Origin of the sequence: Vibrio sp. YT-16, from assembly GCF_033337405.1 — a bacterium.
Lineage (GTDB): Bacteria > Pseudomonadota > Gammaproteobacteria > Enterobacterales > Vibrionaceae > Vibrio > Vibrio alginolyticus.
On record NZ_JAWOQQ010000002.1, the window covers coordinates 98,321 to 119,175 of the forward strand.

A 20,855-nucleotide genomic window follows, 5' to 3' on the forward strand; every position below is an offset into this window, starting at 1 on the left:
TGCTGAAGTGACGTTACACAAGTCAAACTAGACAATGAGCAATCATATGCATAACTGATAATAATTCGCATACTCAGAAACATGATCAATAACCAAGCTTTATTGAAATTGAAATGCAAAGATTCATTTAGACTTAGAGCAAAATCCCTAAAATAGAATAATTCTACACACCTGACATATTGCCTGTTATATGACTTCATCTTACCGATAATTTACGCAATAAAAACCTAACTATCCTTTTATTGGTCATAACTCAAATCGGTTGATAGATGTTAATATAGCCACCTGATTTCTGATGTTTTTAACTCATGGTTACTATCCAAGTTCAATATCGTTTCTGTAATAAAACAGAGCCCGTTCGTGAACATGGAAAAGGGCATTCTGGCTCTCCTCGCTCCAGATGTATCGAGTGTCGAAAGAGCTTTAACTCGATTACGTTTACGAAGCCCGCAAGCCAGATGTAAAAGAAAAAACTGTTGATATGTCAATGAATAGCTCTGGCGTTAGGGAAACAGTACAAGTGTTGAATGTCGTATACAACACAGTATTGAGTACTTTAAAAAATCTCGCCAAGGTAAGTAACCTCAATGCCTTTCGATAAAGCAAATATAAGACTAATTTGTAAACTTGAAAGGCTAGCTGTATTGGTTGAGGTATATGAGGAAAACACTTCCCCATTTAAGAACTGAAACACACTTTTGCCCCTTTTCGTGTTAGCACGGAAACTGTCCTGCTACCAGACTTGTGTTTCAATAGTGCCTTGTAGTATCGAAAACACTTACCACAAACTCTAGAGATTTATGTACTATACCACCTACTGGAAGCTTGATGGGTGGTATTGACGTGAACTTATCTCAAATTGATCTGAATTTGCTCTTTGTTTTAAAGCACTTGCTCGAAGAGAAGCATGTATCTAACACCGCTATGGCTTTAAATATGAGCCAGTCTGCGGTAAGTCGAGCACTGCAAAAAATGAGAGTTTTCTTTAATGACGAATTACTGGTGCGCAAGAAATACGGCTATGAACTGACTCCAAAAGCAGAGTCAGTAAGGCAAGACATCAATAATGTGATTACCAGTTTAGAAAAACTTGCCCATAGAGACTCGTTTGATCCGAGCACTGTATCAAGCACCGTTAAGGTTTACGGCCTTCTTCCTCAGATTAATACCTTAATGCCTAAGGTTATCGCTAAGATTCGGCAAGAGGCTCCAAACCTTAAGGTCAGTTTGGACTCAGCACCAAAACGTCATTTTGATGCGTTGGTGGCTGGAGATGTTCATTTCGCACTTTCCTCTCATCAACCGCCAAGCTCTGAGCAAAATATCTATCGAATGGTTGTTGCTAAGCGTACTTTCCGTTTGCTTATGAGCCGCTATCATCCACTGGCCGATTTAGAGCTAACTCCAGAGCGTTTGGCCGAATTTGACTTTGGACAAGTCTCTTTGCAGGGTGAGAAGCGATTGTCGTTTGAGCATAAATACCAAGAGCTAGGGTTAGCGAACAAAAAAAAGCGTTTATCAGCGCCAGTGCAACTGAATAACTTTAGTTCTGCTCCAAGTATCGCTGCGGAGACTGAGATTATATTTCATCTACCGACACCTTTTGCAGAGGCAGCTTGTCAAGACCCTCGCTTGATCGTTCGAGAAGTACCTGCCGAGCTACAGTTGGACTTTCAAGAAGTCTTCCTATATTGGCACAAACGCTTTAACGATGATCCTATGTGTGAATGGGTACGAGAGATCTTTAAACAGCTCTATGTTGGAACCGATACTTTAGCTTAAATGCTTATATCGGGTAATTCGTGGTTAACTATTCGTATATTGGATAGTGATATTCTCTTTTCTCGATAGTGATTAACTTGTCAGTGATTATGATAATCAGGTTTAATTGATAATAATTATTAAATGCAATTACATTTTAAGCCTATTCAATATGAAGCCTCTTTTCACATACTCTCTATTTTCTACATCAGTTGTTTCTGCTTGTATTACTGTACCTATGGTCGTTGTTGCAAATGACCAGTTACCTGAGACTGGTATCAATACAACAGCAATGGAAACCGTAGTGGTTACAGCCTCTGGTTACGAACAGAATGTCACAGAAGCGCCAGCAACAATAAGTGTTCTCACCCGAGAGCAACTTGAAAATCGCTCATATAAAGATTTGACTGATGCTTTAAGTGATATACCTGGGGTAACCGTTACAGGAGGTGGTGATGGCCAAGATATCTCAATTCGAGGTATGCCTGCTCAATATACGGCCATTCTTGTTGATGGCAGGAAGCAGTCTGGTCGAGAAACTCAAACTAATGGTAGTACGTTTACTGAACAAGACTGGCTTCCCCCGTTGAGTGCAATTGAACGTATTGAAGTTGTACGTGGCCCTATGTCAAACCTTTATGGGTCTGATGCTTTGGGGGGTGTGATTAATATTATTACGCGTAAAAATTATCAAGAGTGGCACGGAAGCTTGCGTGCAGAAACGACGCTTCAAGAAAATTCAAAATCTGGAAATAGCTATCAAGGGCAGCTTTACCTTGCTGGCCCTGTCATTGATGGTCTGTTGAGTACTTCTTTGACTGGACTGTATCAGGAAAGAAAAGAAGATGAAATTGAAAGTGGTTATGCAGGTAAGACTCTCGACAACTATCGAGCTTCTTTGTACCTCACACCTACCTCGGATGACACTTTTACTCTGGAGTTCACCAATCATAACCAAGAGCGAGAGACCACTCTAGGTAAATCAGTGGAGCGAGAGTCTCAAGTTGCAGTACGAGAATATGAACGCCAATCTATTGGTTTTAGCCACGACGGAAACTACTCTTGGGGTACAAGTTCTTCATTTATCAGTAATGAAACAGTAAAAAATATCGGTGCAGATAAAGAAGTCGAGAATAGTCAAATTAATACGCAATGGGGTCTGCCTCTTAATGCTCACTACTTAACACTGGGCGCATCTTTCGAGCAAAAGGATCTGACTGATAATAAACTGTCATTGACCTCTAAAAACAAGCAATGGGCAGTATTTGCTGAGGACGAGTGGTATCTCACGGATACATTCGCTCTCACCCTTGGTTTACGTTACGACGACAATGAGATCTTTGACGGGCAATTTAGCCCAAGAGCTTACGGGGTCTGGTCTATTGACCCTAGTTGGACGCTAAAAGGTGGTGTGTCTACGGGTTATCGAGCACCTAGTTTGACACAAATGGACGAAGAGTGGGTTCAAGAGAGCTGTAGAGGGCGTTGTTCTATTTACGGTAATCCAGACTTAACAGCAGAAACCTCCATCAATACAGAGATGGGACTGTATTACGTTAATGAGCGAGACCTTTCTGCAAACATTACTTTGTTTTACAGCGACTTCAAAGACAAGATCGAAAGTGAGTTTGTCGATCCGACGTGTACTGATAGCAGAAGTTGCGACCGCACTTACGTCAACATTGATGATGCGAACAGCTATGGTGCAGAAAGTTCCGTATCTAAGGGTATTACAGAGTCAATTACACTAAGTGCAACCTACTCGTATACTCGTAGTGAAAAGAACACTAATGACGATGATGATGGCTTGCCTCTTGTACAAGCACCTGAACATATCTTCTCACTTAATGGTGATTGGGCAGTGCGTGATGATGTTGCTTCATGGGCCCGCATGAACTATCAAGGCAAAGAGAAAAACAACATCACTAGTGATAGCACAAGAACGTTGGCACCTTCTATTACTTACGTAGATCTCGGTGTGAACTGGCGTGTAACTAAGAATGTGAAGTTAATGGCAGCGGTTTATAACTTGTTCGATGAGCAAATCACAGAGGAAGAGTTTGGCTACATTGAAGATGGCCGACGCTACTGGTTAGCTGCTGAAGCGACTTTCTAATCTACTTACTTTTTTAAGCGAATAACAAAACAATGAATACGAAAATTAAGTCTGCGATGACCTCTCTGCTACTTATGCCCTTTGTCTGTTTGGCTGGGGAGTTCAATGTAGAGAAGGATATCTTGTTCAAAACTGTAGGTGAAAGAGAGATTAAACTCGATCTTTATACTCCTTCGGTTGAATCAAATACTCAGTACCCGTTATTAGTCTGGGTACATGGTGGTGCATGGAAACGTGGGAGCAAAGACGCCATCCCAGAAAAGAACCCATTATTACTTCAGTCTGTGTTGAATGAAGGTTATGCGCTAGCTTCAGTTGATTATCGTTTAAGTGGAGAAGCGATCTTTCCTCAACCAGTACAAGACATTAATGATGCACTGAACTATTTGTACGACAATGCTGAAAAGCTCGGTATTAAAGCGGACAATGTTGTGATAATGGGACGCTCTGCTGGCGGGCACCTCGCTGGCTTTATTGGTGCGACTAACTCGGCATACAACCAAGTAGATTTCTATGAGCCACCAAAGTACAAGGTCTCAGCCGTAGTAAGCTTTTTTGGCCCTACCGATTTACTTGAGTTAAGTAATAAAGGTGGCAAGAAAACCAGCAAAAAATCGTCTGTATCTCGTTTCTTAGGAGATATTCCAAACAATATTCCAAAGCTTGCCAAGAAAGCATCAACGACGAGTTATGTGAATGAAAATACTCCACCATATATACAGTTACACGGCACCTTGGATAAGCGAGTGCCTCTATCTCAAAGTGAGATACTTAAGGCTAAGCTTGATGAGCATGGAGTTACCAACCAACTTTTCATTGAAGAAGGTGTAGGACACAGTGCACCTGTCTTTGATACCGAGAAGTATGTTACTCATGTTTTGGACTTCTTAAATAAACACTTTCCGAACTAACGCTCTAGTCAATATAAGGCTTAAAAGTTCAAGGGGAAATACTGAGCCAACTGTGATTACAGTTGGCTTTTTCATGTATCTCTATTGGGCATTTTATCATTCTGATTAATGGGAGCGGCTGGCTCATTTTCAGGCAGTGGTTGAATAAATCTATGGCTACTTTAGGGTATGTATTCTAACGTACTTCTGTCCAAAAAAGTGTTTCGTTAGCTTGAATTAGAACAACAAAGCGCTCTTCACAGAAAATGAAGGTCGTTTATCTCGTCTTAACAGCCTTTCAAGTTGTTTGAAATGAGGTATCGAGATCCGCTTCGCTCTTAGTTACGTTCAACCTTAGCTGCTACTTTTCATCAATAAATAGAGATGAGTTACCATCAAGTAGCATAGGGAAGCGAGGGAGTATTCTCTCAAATGAACACTAAACCCCTTCTTTGTGGCCTGTCACCTTCAAACTACTTCCTCTAGCGCTAACAATTAATTCAAATGTGCGCTGGTTAATGATTTTTCTGTAAGTAACACAATTGAACGTGATAGAAGTAACAAAATCACCTCTTTGTGGTAACGTTCCCGAAAAGTTTATATATTATCGCCCTCATTGATATAAGTAGTAGAGACGCTCTGAGTACGAGCGCTCTGAAATTCAGGCTTTAGATGGACATTTAAAGTCACCATAAGTTTGCGATTTTTCTTGGGAACGTTTGCAATATGCCTAAGTATAAATTTACGTGAGACTATGGAAATGAAACTACACACTTTGACGATGGCAGTAGCGCTTGGACTGGTTACTGCACCTGTATTCGCAGAAACAGATGTTGACGCTCTTGAAAAGCGAATTAATGAATTAGAACAGAGACTTGAGCAGACGGAAAAAGCATCCACAGAAGCAAATGAGGAAGCCTCAAGCTTTGAGTTTCATGGCTACGCTCGTTCCGGGCTACTGATTAATGACGATCTGAATGGTGCAGTGGGCACTGGTCCTTACATGACGGCAGCTGGTGCTATTGGCGCTCCAGTTGGGCGATTAGGGGTAGAGGATGATCATTATGTGGAAGCAAACCTTATTCACAAACGTTTTGCAGATGATGGTTCCAGCGCATTGTTCCGAATCATGTTGGCAGATAGTACGGAAACCAATAACGAATGGACGGCGAGCGAGAGTCAATTAAACGTTCGTCAGGTATATGCTGAGCTAAACAAGTTGAGCATGTTCTCTGAATCAAGTGCGTTTGCTGACGCGACGTTTTGGGCTGGTAAACGATTTGACCGTGATAACTTTGACATTCACTTCTTTGACTCGGATATTGTTTTCTTATCTGGCACTGGTGCTGGTGTGTATGACGTCCAAATGAGCGAATCATGGAAAGCAAACTTCTCGATCTATGGTCGTGATTTTGGTGAGATTGATAGCTCGTCAACGGATGTTGAAAACTATATCGCGACAATGAACAACCGTTTTGGTAATTGGCAATTGATGCTGAGCGGCATGACGTCTGCTGATAACAATGATCGCGTAGAAGGTGCAGCAGACAAAGGTTTACATGCGATGTTTGCCTACCATGGCGATAACTTCTTTGGCATGAGTGAAGGCTTCTCTAAAACTGGTATTTTGATGGGTGATGGACTGGGTGCAGAACTTAAAGGCATTGGTTCAAACGGTGATTTGCTAGAAGACGCAAAAGCCGTACGTTTGTTCAGTTATGGTGTAACACGCATCGGCGACAACTGGCGTGTAGCACCTGCGTTGCTAGCAGAACATAGCCAAGATCGCTTTGCTAAAAATGATGAATTTACTTGGGCATCGTTCAACATCCGCTTAGCGCAAGAGTTTACGCAGAACTTTGAGATGGTTTATGAAGGCTCATACCAATACATGGACCTCGACAATGCGATTGATAAAGCAAGTGGCAGTTTTTACAAAGCGACAATTGCACCAACGCTTAAGATGTCTACCGCTGCAGGTTTCTTTGACCGTCCGGAGCTACGTTTTGCAGTTAGCTACGTTGATTGGAGCGAAGACTTGAATGGCTACTCGATTAGCCAGGATGCGGGTGCTGCAACGATGGGTGATGGTGGTGAAGTTCTGTTTGCACTGCAAATGGAAACTTGGTTCTAAAGGGATCTAACCGACAAAGAGTAATAAGAAAAGCGCCAACTGATTTCAGTTGGCGCTTTTTCATTAACAGGACTGACGCTCAATTGTTTTGAAGGTTAGTACCATCTTACTCATTTCAAAACTTCTGTTGGCAATTCTATCTAGTAGCAGTTTCGCACCATTTTCACCCGCTTTATCAAATGCATAGTTAAATGTTGATAAGGTTGGGGTGCACACTGATGCGAGCTCATCATCACCAACTCCTAGCACTAAAACGTCTTTACCCGGTGTTAACCCGAGCTCTTGAATCGCTCTCATCGCACCGATAGCAATACGGTCTGTCGCACAGAACAAGCCATCTAGCTTAGGGTTCTTTGTTAAGTGTTGTTTTGCCAATGAATAGCCAGAATCGATGGTAAAGTCACCACGAGCATGGAAGGCGATCTCAAAACCATGATGCTGTAGCGCTTGAACAAATCCTTCAGAGCGTTGCTTATCTACCGCGATATCGTCACCTTGCACACCAATAAAACCCATGGTTTGGCAACCTTTTGCAACCAGTCTATTTCCCGCTTCAAACCCTACTCGTGCGTCATCATGAATGATGCTTGGAATATTAAACATGGACCCATCTTGACCGACGAGCACAACTGGGACGGCTGAGTTTTGAATTGCTCTTACCAGCTTGGAATCGAGGTGGGTGGCGTAAAGAATGATCCCTTCAACCCGTTTTTGGTTAAAGATCTGAATGTATTCCAGTTCTTTTTCGTGGGCTTGGTGAGTGCTAGCAAGTAAGACATGTTTCCCGGCTTTTTCAAGGACATCGGTTAATCCATCGACACCTTGGGATGTGGCATGAGAGGAAACCCGAGGAACAATGACACCAACCAGATTGGTCTTTTGAGATTTTAGATCTTTAGCGACTTGGTTCGGCACATAGCCACACTCCGCTACTGCTTGGCGGACTTTCAGTTTTGTCGCTTCTTTTACGCCATATTCATCGTTTATAACCCGTGACACTGTTGATTTTGATACGCCAGCCAGACGGGCGACATCATGTAGACTCGCCATTGTTCCTATCCATTCTGTTTTTCGTTTTTGGGATTGTTTGCAAAGAGAAGATGAAAAGCTCTTTGATAAGTAGCGATTCTAACCTCCTATACTGCTCTTAGGGAGAGAATTTGACGATCATTCTCACATTCTCTCTGCTTTATCTTTGATCATTTGGTTTTATTGAGCAAAAATCTATTTTGCAAACGTTCCCGAAAATTTCGCAAGCTCAGATAATAATCCAATGGGGTATGAAATGAATTATCCGGCAGTAGCAAAAGAGTTGTTAACTCTATTAGGTGGTAAAAGCAACATCACCGCACTTGCGCATTGTGCGACACGCTTACGCCTTGCCGTTGCAGATGAGCAAAAAATAGATGAACAAGCGATTGATAGCCTTGAAGGAGTAAAAGGGCAGTTCAAAGTTGCGGGTCAGTACCAAATCATTTTTGGATCTGGCATCGTAAACCAAGTTTATGCAGAAATGGCGAAGTTGACGGGGATGAATGAAATGTCCACCAACGACGTTGCGTCTGCTGGCGCAGAGAAACAAAACATTGTTCAGCGCGCGGTGAAAGGGCTGTCTGATATTTTCGTTCCAATCATTCCAGCAATCGTCGCTGGTGGTTTGTTGATGGGTATCTATAACCTATTGACTGCTCAAGGCTTGTTCATTGATGGCAAATCTTTGATTGATGCCAACCCAGGACTGACAGACTTGGCGAACATGATCAACACGTTTGCGAACGCGCCGTTTGTTTACCTGCCTATTCTGCTGGCATTTTCAGCCAGTAAGAAGTTTGGCGGTAACCCATATTTAGGGGCGGCGCTAGGTATGTTGATGGTTCACCCTGACTTGCTGAATGGTTGGGGATTCGGCGGCGCATCTGTGTCTGGCAACATTCCGGTTTGGAATATTCTTGGCTTTGAAATCCAAAAAGTGGGTTACCAAGGTTCGGTGTTACCGGTTTTGGTATCGGCATTCATTCTTGCGAAGGTTGAGCTAGGCTTACGTAAAGTCATACCTTCTGTTTTAGACAACCTTTTAACGCCATTACTGGCGATTTTCATAGCGGGTTTGCTGACGTTTACTGTCGTCGGTCCGTTCACGCGTGATATCGGTTTCCTATTGGGTGATGGTCTGAACTGGCTATACAACACTGCTGGCTTTGTTGGTGGTGCGGTATTTGGTCTTATTTATGCTCCGTTTGTTATTACTGGTATGCATCACAGCTTCATTGCGATTGAAACTCAACTTCTTGCGGATATTGCGACGACGGGCGGCACCTTTATCTTTCCTATTGCGGCGATGTCTAACGTTTCTCAAGGAGCGGCAGCGTTGGCGGTGGGCGTGATGAGCAAAGATAAGAAGATGAAAGGTATTGCGATTCCATCGGGTGTTACGGGTTTGCTGGGTATTACAGAGCCAGCCATGTTTGGTGTTAATCTAAAACTACGTTACCCATTTATTGCGGCAGTTTGCGCTGCGGCGTTATCGAGCGCGTTCATTACAATGTTTAATGTGAAAGCTCAGGCATTGGGTGCAGCAGGTCTTCCAGGCATCATTTCTATTACGCCAGAGAAGATTGGGTACTACATCGCGGGTATGGTGATCGCGTTCTTGACCGCATTTGTTCTCACCATTGTTCTTGGTATGCGTGACCGCGCTAAAGCCGGTAGAAAAGCAGCGGCTTAATCTGAACTCCTTAAGGGTGGAGTCCCCCAAAATCCACTTCTTTTCCTAAATGTTTGGGGTGCTAGCCAAGCACTAATGGCTTGGCTAGCCTTTTTCAATTTTTACTTGGTAGTGAAGGTGTTCAACACGTTGGACTATCAGGGCTTTAATTTCAAGGTAAGCAAGATGAATCAAGTGTGGGTAACTGGTGATGCTGTTGTCGATCTAATACCGGAATCTGAGACTTCTTTACTCAAATGTCCCGGTGGTGCACCAGCGAATGTCGCCGTAGCAATTGCTCGTCTATCTGGTAAGAGTGCGTTTTTTGGACGTGTAGGTGATGACCCATTTGGTCGCTTCATGCAATCAACGCTCGATCAAGAGGGCGTGAGCACGGAGTTTCTCGTTAAAGACCCAGAGCAAAGAACATCAACAGTGGTGGTGGATTTAGATGATCAAGGTGAACGCAGCTTTACGTTTATGGTAAAACCGAGCGCTGATCAGTTTATGTCTGTTGAAGACATCCCAAACTTTAAGCAAGGTGACTGGCTACACGTTTGCTCAATTTCACTGGCAAATGAGCCAAGTAGAAGCAGCACATTTGAGGCGATCAAAAGAGCAAAAGCCGCTGGTGGTTTCATTAGCTTTGACCCTAACTTGCGTGATGAAGTGTGGCAAGATCAATCAGAAATCCAAGCTGTCGTGATGAAGGCTGTAGCGATGGCCGATGTGGTTAAGTTCTCTGAAGAAGAGCTTTTGTTCTTAACTGACTCAACGTCGATGGCGCAAGGTTTACAACAAATAGCCTCTTTGAATATTGCTTTGGTCTTGGTGACACAAGGTGCGAAAGGTGTTTGGCGCGTCTTTGAAAGTCAGAGTGAACTGATCACAGGTCAAGTCGTTAGTCCGATTGACACCACAGGTGCGGGTGATGCTTTTGTCGGAGGGCTACTGGCATGCCTGTCTCGGCATGACGATTGGAAAAATCATCCTGTTGTTAGCTCTGCGATTCAATGGGCAAATGGCTGTGGTGCATTAGCGACGACGCAAAAAGGCGCAATGACCGCGCTTCCGACCCAGACAGAGTTGCTGCAATTTATTGGGCAATGATCTTCAGATCCAATTTCAGTTGAGAAAAATTATGAGCTTAAACAACCGTTGGACTGTAGAGCAAAGATATCGTCGACTTGAGCAAATCCCTCAGTGTGATATCGAAGAAATGACACTTTCACGTCAGCAAGATAAAGGCTTTCCTAGTTTTCATATCGCCCCTAGATTTGGGCTGTTAAATGACCCAAATGGGTTGTGCTATTTCAATGGTGAGCACCACATCTTTTACCAGTGGACGCCTGTGGGACCAGTCCATGGAATGAAGTATTGGTATCACCTTTCTACTAAAGACTTCATCCATTTTACTGATCATGGCGTGGGTCTTCATCCCGACCAAGACTACGATTCACATGGTGTCTATTCGGGCGGCGCTTTGGTGGAAAACAACAAGGCTTTGCTGTTTTTTACTGGCAACAAGCGTGACCAAAACTGGAATCGAATCCCAACACAGTGTTTTGCCACCATGGATTCAGACGGCAGCATTGAAAAGCACGGTGTAGTCATTGAGAACGAACATTACACGGAGCACTTTCGTGACCCAAAAGTTTGGAAGAAAGGCGACGACTATTTGATGGTGGTGGGTGCTCAAACCAAAACCGAGCATGGTTCTATGGCGCTCTATCAAAGCAAAGATTTGAAAACGTGGCAGCATAAAGGTCCTATCAAGACCAAGTTCTCTGACCTTGGGTACATGTGGGAGTGTCCTGATTTATTTGAGATTAATGGTCAATCGGTGATGCTGTTTTCTCCACAGGGCGTGAGCAGTAGTAATCCTTATGATTTCAAAAACATCTATTCTGTCGCGTATATCGTGGGTGATCAGTTGAACCTAGAGTCGATGACTTTAGAAAACCACCAAGATATTTTACAGCCAGATTATGGGTTTGATTTCTACGCCCCACAAACCTATTTAGATGAGAATGGGCGTCGCATTCTTATTGCATGGATAGGGTTGCCAGAAATCGACACGCCATCGGTCACACACCAGTGGGCAGGAATGTTGTCTCTTCCTAGAGAACTAACGTTGAAAGATGGTTTTCTTGTTCAAACTCCACTCCCTGAATTGGAGAGTTTAAGAAAAGAAGAGGTAGTCTTTGCACAGTCCCATACACTGGAAAGCACAAGTTGTTTGATCCAATTAGACCTTGAGGGCGATGGCTTTGAACTTGAGCTGAGTAACCTCAAAGGTGACAACATCGTCTTTAGTGCGACAAAGCACGAGTTTATGCTGGACCGTCGTCACATGTCTCATTTGTACGCAGAAGAATTTGGTAGCATTCGAAAAGCACCAAGATTGGACGCTAAGCAGACGATTGATATATATATCGACAATTCTGTCATCGAGATTTTCATTAATGGTGGCAAACACACGATGACCAGTCGTTTCTTTATTGATGACCTGAATACGGTAACGTTGAGAGGGTTGGAGCAAGCAAGGCTTTTCCCTTTGAAAGGTATTTCTGGTTTGTTTGAATCAGCTAAGTAACGGTTTTGAATACATTAAAACGCCCTTCATTGATTTAGTGAAGGGCGTTTTTCTTTCTAACTATCTAACTTAACTGCCTATCACGCACGTAAGTTGTTTGAACTAAGGTATCCAGAACAACTTCATTCTTGGTGACTTTGAAGTTTAGCGGTTGTTCTAAATCCCCAAATAGAGGTGCGCCGCCGCCAAGTAGGATAGGGAAGCGCGTGATCACCATTTCATCGATAAGATCTTCTTTCAGGAAGTTCTGAATCATCACTCCGCCGTCGATGTAAAGATCGTTAAAGCCTTTTGCGTTTAGCTCCGCAAGCACATCTTTTTGCTCGCCTTTTACTAGAAAGACTTTGTCTTCGTAGCCTTGTGGCACTTCTGTCATGGTATTGCTGAGTACAAACACAGGTTTGCTGTATGGCCAATCGCAATCAAAGCTCAGTACGACATCTAGGGTGTTGCGCCCCATTACCAAGCCATCAATACGCTCCATCAGTGAGAAGAAACCAGTATCAATGTTGTCTGGATTTGGTACTGAATGTAGCCAGTCGAGTTTGCCCTGCTTATCTGCGATGTAACCGTCCAGACTGGTTGCAATAAATACGATATTTGCCATGAGTACCTCATCAAAATGGTGATGCTTGAGCCAAGCTAAAGTATGGTTTAAAATTAACTCTACAATGTAGAATAAGTGTGAGTTTATCGAGAAGATCAAATGTCTGTCAACGAAAAGAAACGCGGGAGACCAGCCGCTAAGCAGTCGCAGTTAAGCGCAGAAAGCATCCTAGATACAGCTAAGTCATTGATGAAAAAGGATAGCAAGGTACCAAGTATTCGCTCGTTAGCGACGCAATTAAATGTGGATCCTATGGCGATCTATTACTACTTCAAAAACAAGAATGCGTTGCTTGAAGCGTTGACCACATCGCTGGTGGAGGAAATTTATCAACCGAAAGTGAATGAAGATTGGCAAGGCGAACTCAAAAATTTGTGTGTTAGCTACATTGAACTGCTGCGTGAGTACAACGGGTTATTGCAAACCATGCTGAGCATGACATCGTATGGCCCTGCTCAAGTGTTTACCGAGCGCTATCAAATCATTGTTCAGTCTTTGGCATTGTCTCCGCAAGTGGAGAGAGACAGTTTGGATCTATTGGCAGATTACCTACACGGGTTCGCGCTTTCGATCAGTTGTTGCCACGATACGAGCTTGATTAAGACGGAGATGTTGGATGGACCGTTGAATCTGATCTGTTCTTCGTTATTGGCATCTCGAACCTAGTTCACATTATCGCGACGTTTTTACTTATAGCGTGAAAGAAAATCCCATAACCAAAGGTTCTAACTAAAAGAGATTGCAGGACTTTTATTTAGCGAATTCGACCTAATATCTTGAGTATGCCTAATCGCAGTTGGCGAAGAGGTGATGTTAATAATGCTTGCTGGCGCGTAAGACCCGTCAGTTTGAAGATGCATTCAAACACAATAAGGGAAAACAATGGCTAACAAATACATTCCACCAAAAGTTTGGACAAACGATAATGAAAACGGCGGTCAGTGGGCGAGCATCAACCGTCCGGATTCTGGCGCACGTCATGAGCAAGAGCTTCCAATTGGTGAGCACCCATTCCAACTTTACTCAATGGGTACCCCAAATGGTCAGAAAGTGACGATCATGTTTGAAGAGCTTTTGGCGGCTGGCGTAACGGCAGCAGAATACGATGCATACCTGATTAAGATTGGCGATGGTGACCAGTTTGGCTCTGGCTTTGTAGCTGTTAACCCAAACTCAAAAATTCCGGCATTGGTTGACCGTTCGGGTTCTGAGCCAGTGAACGTGTTTGAATCTGGCAACATCTTGTTTTATCTAGCAGAGAAATTTGATCATTTCTTACCAAAAGAAGGCGCTAAGCGTGCTGAGGTAATGAACTGGTTATTCTGGCTGCAAGGTTCTGCGCCATACCTAGGCGGTGGTTTTGGTCACTTCTACGCGTACGCACCAGAGAAGTTCGAGTACCCAATCAACCGCTTTACAATGGAAGCAAAACGTCAGTTAGATGTATTAGACAAGCGTCTTGCGAACAATGAATTCCTAGGTGGCGATGAGTACAGCATCGCTGATATCGCAACATGGCCATGGTACGGCAACCTTGTGTTGGGTCGTGCTTACGATGCGGCTGAATTCTTAGACGTAGAAAGCTACAAAAACGTTGTGCGTTGGGCAAAAGTAATTGATGAGCGTGAAGCGGTAAAACGTGGTCGAATTGTGAACCGTTCATGGGGTGAAGAATGGGAGCAGTTACCTGAGCGCCACAGCGCAGAAGATATTGATAAAGTATTGAAACTTAAACCATAAGCAATCTTGGCCTAGCTACGTCAAATGAGTTTAGTTTTATCTATGCTTATACAGTGACCTTAATCAAATCTATAGCGCACCATATACGGTGCGCTATTTTTATTCTCATTTAGTCTCGAAATGCTAATTTATATCACCTCTTGAAGAGCATTTAGTTCGTAGATGAATCTTTAATGTATTTATATATTATGATGCAAAACAAAGCTCATATTTCCATGTTAAATATGGACTGGTCATACTGCTTTCTAATAATTAAATTATTTAAAAATTATAAACTGATTTTATATCCATTATAAATAAAATTAATGATAATTAATATTTGACATAACCACTAAATTTATGTGGAATATGCGGGTTGATTTGTTTTGAAGAAATAAAATCAATTTCTAGTACTTTTATTTAAGACAAGCTTAGCTTTTAGCGATGTTTAATTATTAATGCTTATATCATGAAAGAGGATATGTATGATGTCGTCGTTTGAGTCGTACTGGGTTGGGATACGTCAAAGAATAGCCGCACAAACCGAAGGTAACCGCAGTTTAAAGTCTCTAGTCATTAAAAAGCAGCGTGTGAACTTAAATAACAGTGGGTTATCCTTTCGCGCTAAGTCCGGATGCCTTATTCCTCACTGTTATACCAAGTTCTCTGATGAGATAAACCTAAAAACATCGAAAAAATCGTCTCTTAGTTTTAAAAAAGGAAAGCTGTATTTTTCTCCAGTTTAATAATAAATGAAATTTGCATAAATTATAATATTAGGTTTTTAAATTTATCGATAATTAATTACGATTTTATGATGCGTTTTTAATATGTTTTCTTGGTAAATAATTAGCTGGGCTTATTGTTGATTGTTTTTGTTGTTTCCTATTTAGATATGGATAAAAGCTCAACTACTTTTCCTATACCAACTTACTCCCTGAATTGGCTTGCGCGCTTTTTCTCCCCTCTCAAAAAACATAGCGTTACGGAATTATTTTCGCTCCTGTTTCATTCTTCAAGACGAAAGCTCTACCTACCTCTCATTATTTTCGACAAACATTGAGTAAAAGTAACCAATCGTAACAAGGTGGCTGTAACTGAGCGCCGTTTCAATATACTCGTTTTTTAACTAGGTAATCCCGCGCTTTGAATTCATTCGGGTACCGTTTGTAAGCCTTAAATGCTACTAAGATAAGATGTCATGATGAGAAAAAGTACTATATTACACACAGTGTTAATTACAGGGTTCGCTGCTGTATCCTCGTTGGCTTATGCTGCGCCTTCAGTTGTGCCAAATGCGCCGGAACTCAGTTCTCGTGGTTATGTTTTGATGGACTTCCATACGGGGAAAGTACTGGTTGAACGTGATGCCCACAAACGTTTAAACCCCGCGAGTTTAACGAAGTTGATGACTGCTTATGTAGCTGGTCAAGAAATTAATACAGGCAATATTACGTTGAATGATGAGGTTGTCATCAGCCGAAATGCTTGGGCAAAAAATTTCCCAGATTCTTCAAAAATGTTTATTGAAGTCAATACTTCCGTTTCTTTGTCTGACTTATACCGTGGTCTGATTGTTCAATCTGGTAACGATGCCAGTGTCGCTATTGCTGAGCATGTTGCGGGAAGTGAATCAGGGTTTGTGAGTTTGATGAATAGTTGGGCCGCCAAGCTTGAATTGTCTAACACGGCATTCACCAACCCTCACGGCCTAGACAGTGACGGTTTATATTCGACACCTTATGATATTGCCAAGTTGGGCCAAGCGATTATTCGTGACTTACCTGATATCTATCCGCTGTATAGCGAAACCTCTTTTACTTACAATGGCATCACTCAATACAACCGTAATGGCTTGCTTCGTGATCGTAGTATGAATGTCGATGGCATGAAAACTGGATATACAAGCGGTGCGGGTTATAGTCTAGCGACTTCTGCAACACAAGGTGATATGCGTCTGATTGCTGTAGTGATGGGAGCGAAGAGCGAGAATGTTCGTGAATCAGAAAGCAAGCAGCTGTTAAGTTATGGCTTCCGCTTTTACGATACGGTAATGCCGACTGAGGCGGGTGCGGAACTTGCGAAAGCTCGAGTTTGGATGGGCGAAAAAGACGAGCTTACTGTCGGCGTAGCTAACGATGTTTATCTCACTTTGCCAAAAGGAGATGTAAAAAAGTTGCAAGCGGAAGTTGAATACAACGGTGATTTAGTTGCGCCAATTTCTGAGCAACAAGTGGTTGGTAAAGTGCTTTACAAAGTCGACGGTAAGGTCGTAAATGAAGCCGAGCTCGTTGCATTGGAGTCCGTGGAGGAAGGCAGTTTATTCAAGCGAATTTTAGACTGGTTTAAACAATTGGTCGCTAGCTGGTTCTAAACAGTAGCGAACTTCTGTCTATATCACTCTATCTTGTTAATGTTCTATTAAATCAATTTACTAAGGCGACCAACGTGGTCGCCTTACGTTTTTGGAATACTCGTTGCGTTAAAACGCAGGCCTTCTTGTAAGGGTGTGTTTTTACCTGACCAAGAGCGTTTTGTGTTTTTGGGTGCGAGAGAAAAGAAACTAGAACAAGAATGGAGTGACACGTGCACAAGATTTTATCTTTGACATTGATTTTATCGCTCATGGGCTGCGCTATGCCTTACCAGCAGGAGGTCGATAGCGGCCAATGTGTTGGAGTCATGACCTCTCAGGATGCATATGGTTATTTAAACCCAAACCATTACACAATGCAGGTACTCGCGCTAAAGCAAGAAAAAGATGTGAAAGATTATATTCGCTATATCGATCCTAAGCATCCGGTTTGGGTTAACTGGAAAAACAGCCGAGGCACGCGTTGGTATACGGTAACTGTTGGTGATTTTAAAACGAAACAGGATGCCTACAATGCGCTTTCTTCATTACCAAGCCGTGTAAAGCAGTCATCCCCGTTTGTGCTGACTTTTGCGGAAATGCAGCGTAAGCAACAAACGAGTGTTGTGAGAATGCGTTAGCCAACAAAAAACGGAAGCGATGGCTTCCGTTTTTGTATTTAGGAGTAAGCTTAAAGCGCCGCTAAAATCGTTTCTGCTTTGCTTGCTTCAAACTCTTTTGGCTCTTCAACGTTAAGCTTAGTCACTGTGCCGTTTTCAATGATCATCGCGTAACGTTGTGAGCGAATACCACCAAAGCCGCCTGTATCCATTTCAAGACCCAATGCTTTAGTAAAGCTAGCGTCGCCATCACCCAACATCAGAATCTCAGAAGCGTTTTGAGCTTCGCCCCACGCTTGCATCACAAATGCATCGTTTACAGAAACGCACGCAATTAAATCAACACCTTTTGCCTTTAGCTCATCAGCTAATACTACATAGCCTGGTAGATGAGCTTCTGAACAGGTAGGGGTGAATGCGCCAGGTACAGCAAAGAGTACGACTTTCTTGTTCGCAAACAGTTCTGTAACGTCGTGGTTAACCATACCATCGGCCGTCAACTCACTTAGAGTTGCAACTGGTAGAGCTTGGCCTTGTTGAATCATGATTCTATTCCTTTTTGTGTGCTAGTTTAGCTTTCTCAGTCTAGCGTTTATAAATGCGGTTAACCACAGAGTCTTTGTAGGGTTTTAATACCTACGCGTTTGACCTAAGGCGTGGTACTGATGCCTTTATTGCAACGCTTCGTGCTGGTTTACGTATTGGCTAACAAGGTGACGATATTTCGCCTTTAACTCGTTATCGATAAAGCTGGCATCAATCGCGTTCATTGTAAATTGGGCAAGTTCACTCTTACTCATTGGATGTGCGTTGTTGACGGCCAGAAAGTTATCCGTCATGTAGCCACCAAAGTACACAGGATCGTCTGAGTTAATCGTTACGGCGACACCTTTTCGTAGCAAATCCACAATATTGTGATCTTTCATATCGTCGAATACACATAGCTTAAGATTCGATAACGGACACACTGTCAGTGGCATTTGGCTTTCGATTAAGTATTCAACTAATGCTTCATCATCAACACAGCGAACACCGTGATCCACGCGGCTCACGTAAAGCATTTCAATTGCATCGCTAATATTTTGTGCGGGGCCTTCTTCACCTGCGTGAGCAACGGTAAGTAAGCCTTCTTCTACTGCTTGTTTAAATACGCGCTTGAATTTAGCTGGCGGATGACCTTGTTCTGAAGAATCTAGTCCAACACCAATGATCTTATCACGGTGTTTCAGAATAGCCTGTAGGGTCTCTATGGCACTCTCTTCTGAAAGGTGACGGAGAAAACACGCAATAATTTGCGAGGTAATGCCAAGTTTTTCGTGACCATCTTTTAGCGCGCGAGCGATTCCATTGATAACAGTGTCAAAGTCTATGCCGCGTTCTGTGTGTGTTTGAGGGTCAAAAAAGATTTCGGTATGAACAACGTTGTCTTCTTTACAGTGCAGTAAGTATTCCCAAGTGAGATCGTAAAAATCTTGCTCCGTACGCAGAACTCCCGCTCCTTGGTAATAGAGGTCGAGAAATGATTGTAAGTCAGTGAACTGATATGCGCTGCGTAGTTCACTCGGAGAAGAGTAAGGGATCTCGATGCCGTTTCGTTTTGCTAATTTGAATAAGAGTTCCGGCTCAAGTGAACCTTCGATATGTAAGTGCAGCTCTACTTTTGGAAGACCTTGAATAAATGCGTTCATATTCCACCTTATGTGTATTGTGGATGCAGTTACTCTAAGAATAGGTATAGATAGAAATAAATCGAACGCTATCACAAAGAGTAAGACCCACGATGATCTCAACTCTTCGTAATCAGCACTTTGCGGGAACTGGTAGAGACCCCCAAACCATATCATTGGGGTTATACGAAGCAAACGAGAGGGATTATACGCAAAAATATCGCTTTGGCTATACGCAAATAACCTAACTGTCATTAGTCACGGGGTTTCCTGTGAGCGAAACGACTATTTGCAAGTCACTTGAGTATAGAGGAGCCAGTTGTTTTTGCGTGTGTGAGAGGCACGTGTAATTAGAAGAGTAGTCTAAAAGAGTGGAGATTCGTTTGAGCAAAGGTAGGTGGCGGTACCTTGCACAACGATAAAGGCAGAGAAAGCACTAGAGAGCATTTATAGATCGAATAACTTATCAAATTCTCTTTGTTCCATAATGTCTTCTATGCGGCGTCGAGTTTTCTGCTTTACCGCCGCCGCGTTTTGTTCAGACTCTTTTTTGTCTTTTTCTGACTGCTTCTTACTTTTTCTAGCCATTGGATACCTTCCAAATTAGTTGCATTATCCATTAATGCATGAAAACTGAATCAGTTAACAGTAAAACTTCCTAACTTTGAACCTGAATCACAGAGAATAGTTCCAGATTGCGTTTTCTCACAATATTCAAAATCGATCATGAAGCTATGAGAAAGAAGTTTCGGTAATACGTGTCTTCGTAAAATATCACCATTTAATTGATGTATTTTAGCGTTCCAAGAGGTTTGAGGTTGTTCTAAATTCAATTCAATTTCTAACATTTATTCTCCTGTTTTTTAGTGATTTTCTCTTTGTTAAGTAATTGATACCAATGCCTTTGACGGCCAGTTCTTTTTGAGGACATGATTTTTCCTATAAATAATAAATTAAGCAGTACTATTCAGTTTATTTTAGATAGCACAAAGCAATGCCTAAAATTAGGCTGAGTGATTGATGAAAGAATATTTTTGAAGGAGAGAGGTTTGGTGCAGCATGGGCATGCTACACCAAGAAAAGCAGTCTTATAGAGGAGTTACTTCAGTCGCTTGAGGACCTTTTTTACCTTGCTCTACATTGAAGCTTACTTTCTGACCTTCAGTCAGTGTTTTGAAACCGTCAGAAACGATAGCGTTAAAGTGTACGAATACATCTTGGCCGCCGTTGTCTTGAGATAGAAAACCGAAGCCTTTAGTTTCGTTAAACCATTTTACTGAACCAGTTACTTTAGACATAAAAATACCTTTGAATTAAACATTAAAATTATGATTTGTTTTGTGGATCTTTTCTAAGCTATTGAATGTTCAATCAAGAGGAAGTTGTACGCAGGTGTCTGAATTGGGGATTCAAGATTTTACTGAGAGGAAACTTAAACTAAATGTTGCATTAACAGCTCTCTTCTAAGAGCCAAGGCACACTATACACCTTGTTTAGAAAATAGCTACATTTATTTTAGATAAATTAAATGTGCTCATTATTAACTCGATAAATTGTATTGTTCGAAAAAGTTGAATAAGTAGAACGAATAGTATGGCTCATAATTTTAGCTCATCAACCTAAAATAGAACCTTATCGATAGCCATAGATTGAACATGCGATTTGCAAGCGGTCACAAAGATAAACTA

At 42.2% G+C, this 20,855-nt stretch carries 18 protein-coding genes, 1 pseudogene and 1 riboswitch; of the genes and pseudogenes, 12 read left to right on the plus strand and 7 right to left on the minus strand.

Annotated elements, in window-relative coordinates:
• Nucleotides 1-308 precede the first annotated feature (308 nt).
• The 5 genes and pseudogenes from R7F07_RS03855 to R7F07_RS03875 form a co-directional block, all read left to right on the plus strand.
• Nucleotides 309-632 (plus strand): annotated as a pseudogene (locus tag R7F07_RS03855) (IS1-like element transposase); the annotation flags it as partial.
• Between the two features lie 196 nt (nt 633-828).
• Nucleotides 829-1,782, plus strand: coding sequence for a LysR family transcriptional regulator (locus tag R7F07_RS03860; RefSeq protein WP_017819843.1), 954 nt, complete (start codon nt 829-831; stop codon nt 1,780-1,782).
• A gap of 151 nt (nt 1,783-1,933) precedes the next feature.
• Complete coding sequence (locus tag R7F07_RS03865; RefSeq protein WP_171342627.1) at nt 1,934-3,877, plus strand: TonB-dependent receptor domain-containing protein; 1,944 nt, start codon at nt 1,934-1,936, stop codon at nt 3,875-3,877.
• A gap of 32 nt (nt 3,878-3,909) precedes the next feature.
• Nucleotides 3,910-4,788, plus strand: a complete 879-nt coding sequence (locus R7F07_RS03870) for an alpha/beta hydrolase (RefSeq protein WP_017819845.1) — start codon at nt 3,910-3,912, stop codon at nt 4,786-4,788.
• Nucleotides 4,789-5,527: 739 nt separating this feature from the next.
• Entirely contained in the window at nt 5,528-6,901 is a 1,374-nt protein-coding gene (locus R7F07_RS03875; RefSeq protein WP_171342686.1) for a carbohydrate porin, read from the plus strand.
• Between the two features lie 63 nt (nt 6,902-6,964).
• Here R7F07_RS03875 and R7F07_RS03880 read toward each other — a convergent pair whose 3' ends face one another.
• Nucleotides 6,965-7,951, minus strand: coding sequence for a LacI family DNA-binding transcriptional regulator (locus R7F07_RS03880; RefSeq protein ID WP_054574571.1), 987 nt, complete (start codon nt 7,949-7,951; stop codon nt 6,965-6,967).
• 235 nt (nt 7,952-8,186) lie between these two features.
• Between R7F07_RS03880 and R7F07_RS03885 the strand changes: the two genes are divergently transcribed.
• The 3 genes from R7F07_RS03885 to R7F07_RS03895 all read left to right on the plus strand — a co-directional run bounded on the left by R7F07_RS03885 (nt 8,187) and on the right by R7F07_RS03895 (nt 12,201).
• Nucleotides 8,187-9,626 carry a sucrose-specific PTS transporter subunit IIBC gene (locus R7F07_RS03885; protein WP_054574572.1) on the plus strand — a complete coding sequence of 480 codons (1,440 nt, stop codon included), beginning with the start codon at nt 8,187-8,189 and terminating at the stop codon, nt 9,624-9,626.
• 165 nt (nt 9,627-9,791) lie between these two features.
• On the plus strand, nt 9,792-10,715 hold the full coding sequence (locus tag R7F07_RS03890; protein WP_053349293.1) for an aminoimidazole riboside kinase: 924 nt from the start codon (nt 9,792-9,794) through the stop codon (nt 10,713-10,715).
• Nucleotides 10,716-10,746: 31 nt separating this feature from the next.
• The gene (locus R7F07_RS03895; RefSeq protein ID WP_042523221.1) at nt 10,747-12,201 is read left to right on the plus strand and encodes a sucrose-6-phosphate hydrolase; all 1,455 of its coding nucleotides are present in this window, start codon (nt 10,747-10,749) and stop codon (nt 12,199-12,201) included.
• Between the two features lie 64 nt (nt 12,202-12,265).
• Here R7F07_RS03895 and R7F07_RS03900 read toward each other — a convergent pair whose 3' ends face one another.
• Entirely contained in the window at nt 12,266-12,808 is a 543-nt protein-coding gene (locus R7F07_RS03900) for a dihydrofolate reductase family protein (RefSeq protein ID WP_171342626.1), read from the minus strand.
• Nucleotides 12,809-12,907: 99 nt separating this feature from the next.
• Here R7F07_RS03900 and R7F07_RS03905 point away from each other — a divergent pair, with 99 nt between their 5' ends.
• The 4 genes from R7F07_RS03905 to R7F07_RS03920 all read left to right on the plus strand — a co-directional run bounded on the left by R7F07_RS03905 (nt 12,908) and on the right by R7F07_RS03920 (nt 17,521).
• Nucleotides 12,908-13,474 (plus strand): TetR/AcrR family transcriptional regulator, encoded by a 567-nt coding sequence (locus tag R7F07_RS03905; protein WP_042523218.1) that lies wholly within the window; start codon nt 12,908-12,910, stop codon nt 13,472-13,474.
• A 216-nt stretch (nt 13,475-13,690) separates the two neighbouring features.
• Complete coding sequence (gene yghU, locus R7F07_RS03910; RefSeq protein WP_047102742.1) at nt 13,691-14,548, plus strand: glutathione-dependent disulfide-bond oxidoreductase; 858 nt, start codon at nt 13,691-13,693, stop codon at nt 14,546-14,548.
• A 1,183-nt stretch (nt 14,549-15,731) separates the two neighbouring features.
• Entirely contained in the window at nt 15,732-16,901 is a 1,170-nt protein-coding gene (locus R7F07_RS03915; protein WP_171342685.1) for a D-alanyl-D-alanine carboxypeptidase family protein, read from the plus strand.
• A 212-nt stretch (nt 16,902-17,113) separates the two neighbouring features.
• Complete coding sequence (locus R7F07_RS03920) at nt 17,114-17,521, plus strand: SPOR domain-containing protein (RefSeq protein ID WP_005373701.1); 408 nt, start codon at nt 17,114-17,116, stop codon at nt 17,519-17,521.
• Nucleotides 17,522-17,571: 50 nt separating this feature from the next.
• Here the strand turns inward: R7F07_RS03920 and R7F07_RS03925 are convergent, their stop codons facing one another.
• From R7F07_RS03925 to R7F07_RS03945, 5 genes are all read right to left on the minus strand, one after another.
• Nucleotides 17,572-18,045 carry a peroxiredoxin gene (locus R7F07_RS03925; protein ID WP_005373699.1) on the minus strand — a complete coding sequence of 158 codons (474 nt, stop codon included), beginning with the start codon at nt 18,043-18,045 and terminating at the stop codon, nt 17,572-17,574.
• A gap of 126 nt (nt 18,046-18,171) precedes the next feature.
• Entirely contained in the window at nt 18,172-19,188 is a 1,017-nt protein-coding gene (locus tag R7F07_RS03930) for an adenosine deaminase (protein ID WP_138940069.1), read from the minus strand.
• An 89-nt stretch (nt 19,189-19,277) separates the two neighbouring features.
• A riboswitch (purine riboswitch) is annotated at nt 19,278-19,377 on the minus strand.
• A 237-nt stretch (nt 19,378-19,614) separates the two neighbouring features.
• The gene (locus R7F07_RS03935) at nt 19,615-19,755 is read right to left on the minus strand and encodes a PA3496 family putative envelope integrity protein (RefSeq protein ID WP_017633782.1); all 141 of its coding nucleotides are present in this window, start codon (nt 19,753-19,755) and stop codon (nt 19,615-19,617) included.
• Nucleotides 19,756-19,805: 50 nt separating this feature from the next.
• Nucleotides 19,806-20,015, minus strand: coding sequence for a hypothetical protein (locus R7F07_RS03940; RefSeq protein ID WP_171342624.1), 210 nt, complete (start codon nt 20,013-20,015; stop codon nt 19,806-19,808).
• 240 nt (nt 20,016-20,255) lie between these two features.
• Nucleotides 20,256-20,465 (minus strand): cold-shock protein, encoded by a 210-nt coding sequence (locus R7F07_RS03945; protein ID WP_005373691.1) that lies wholly within the window; start codon nt 20,463-20,465, stop codon nt 20,256-20,258.
• Between the last annotated feature and the right edge of the window lie 390 nt (nt 20,466-20,855).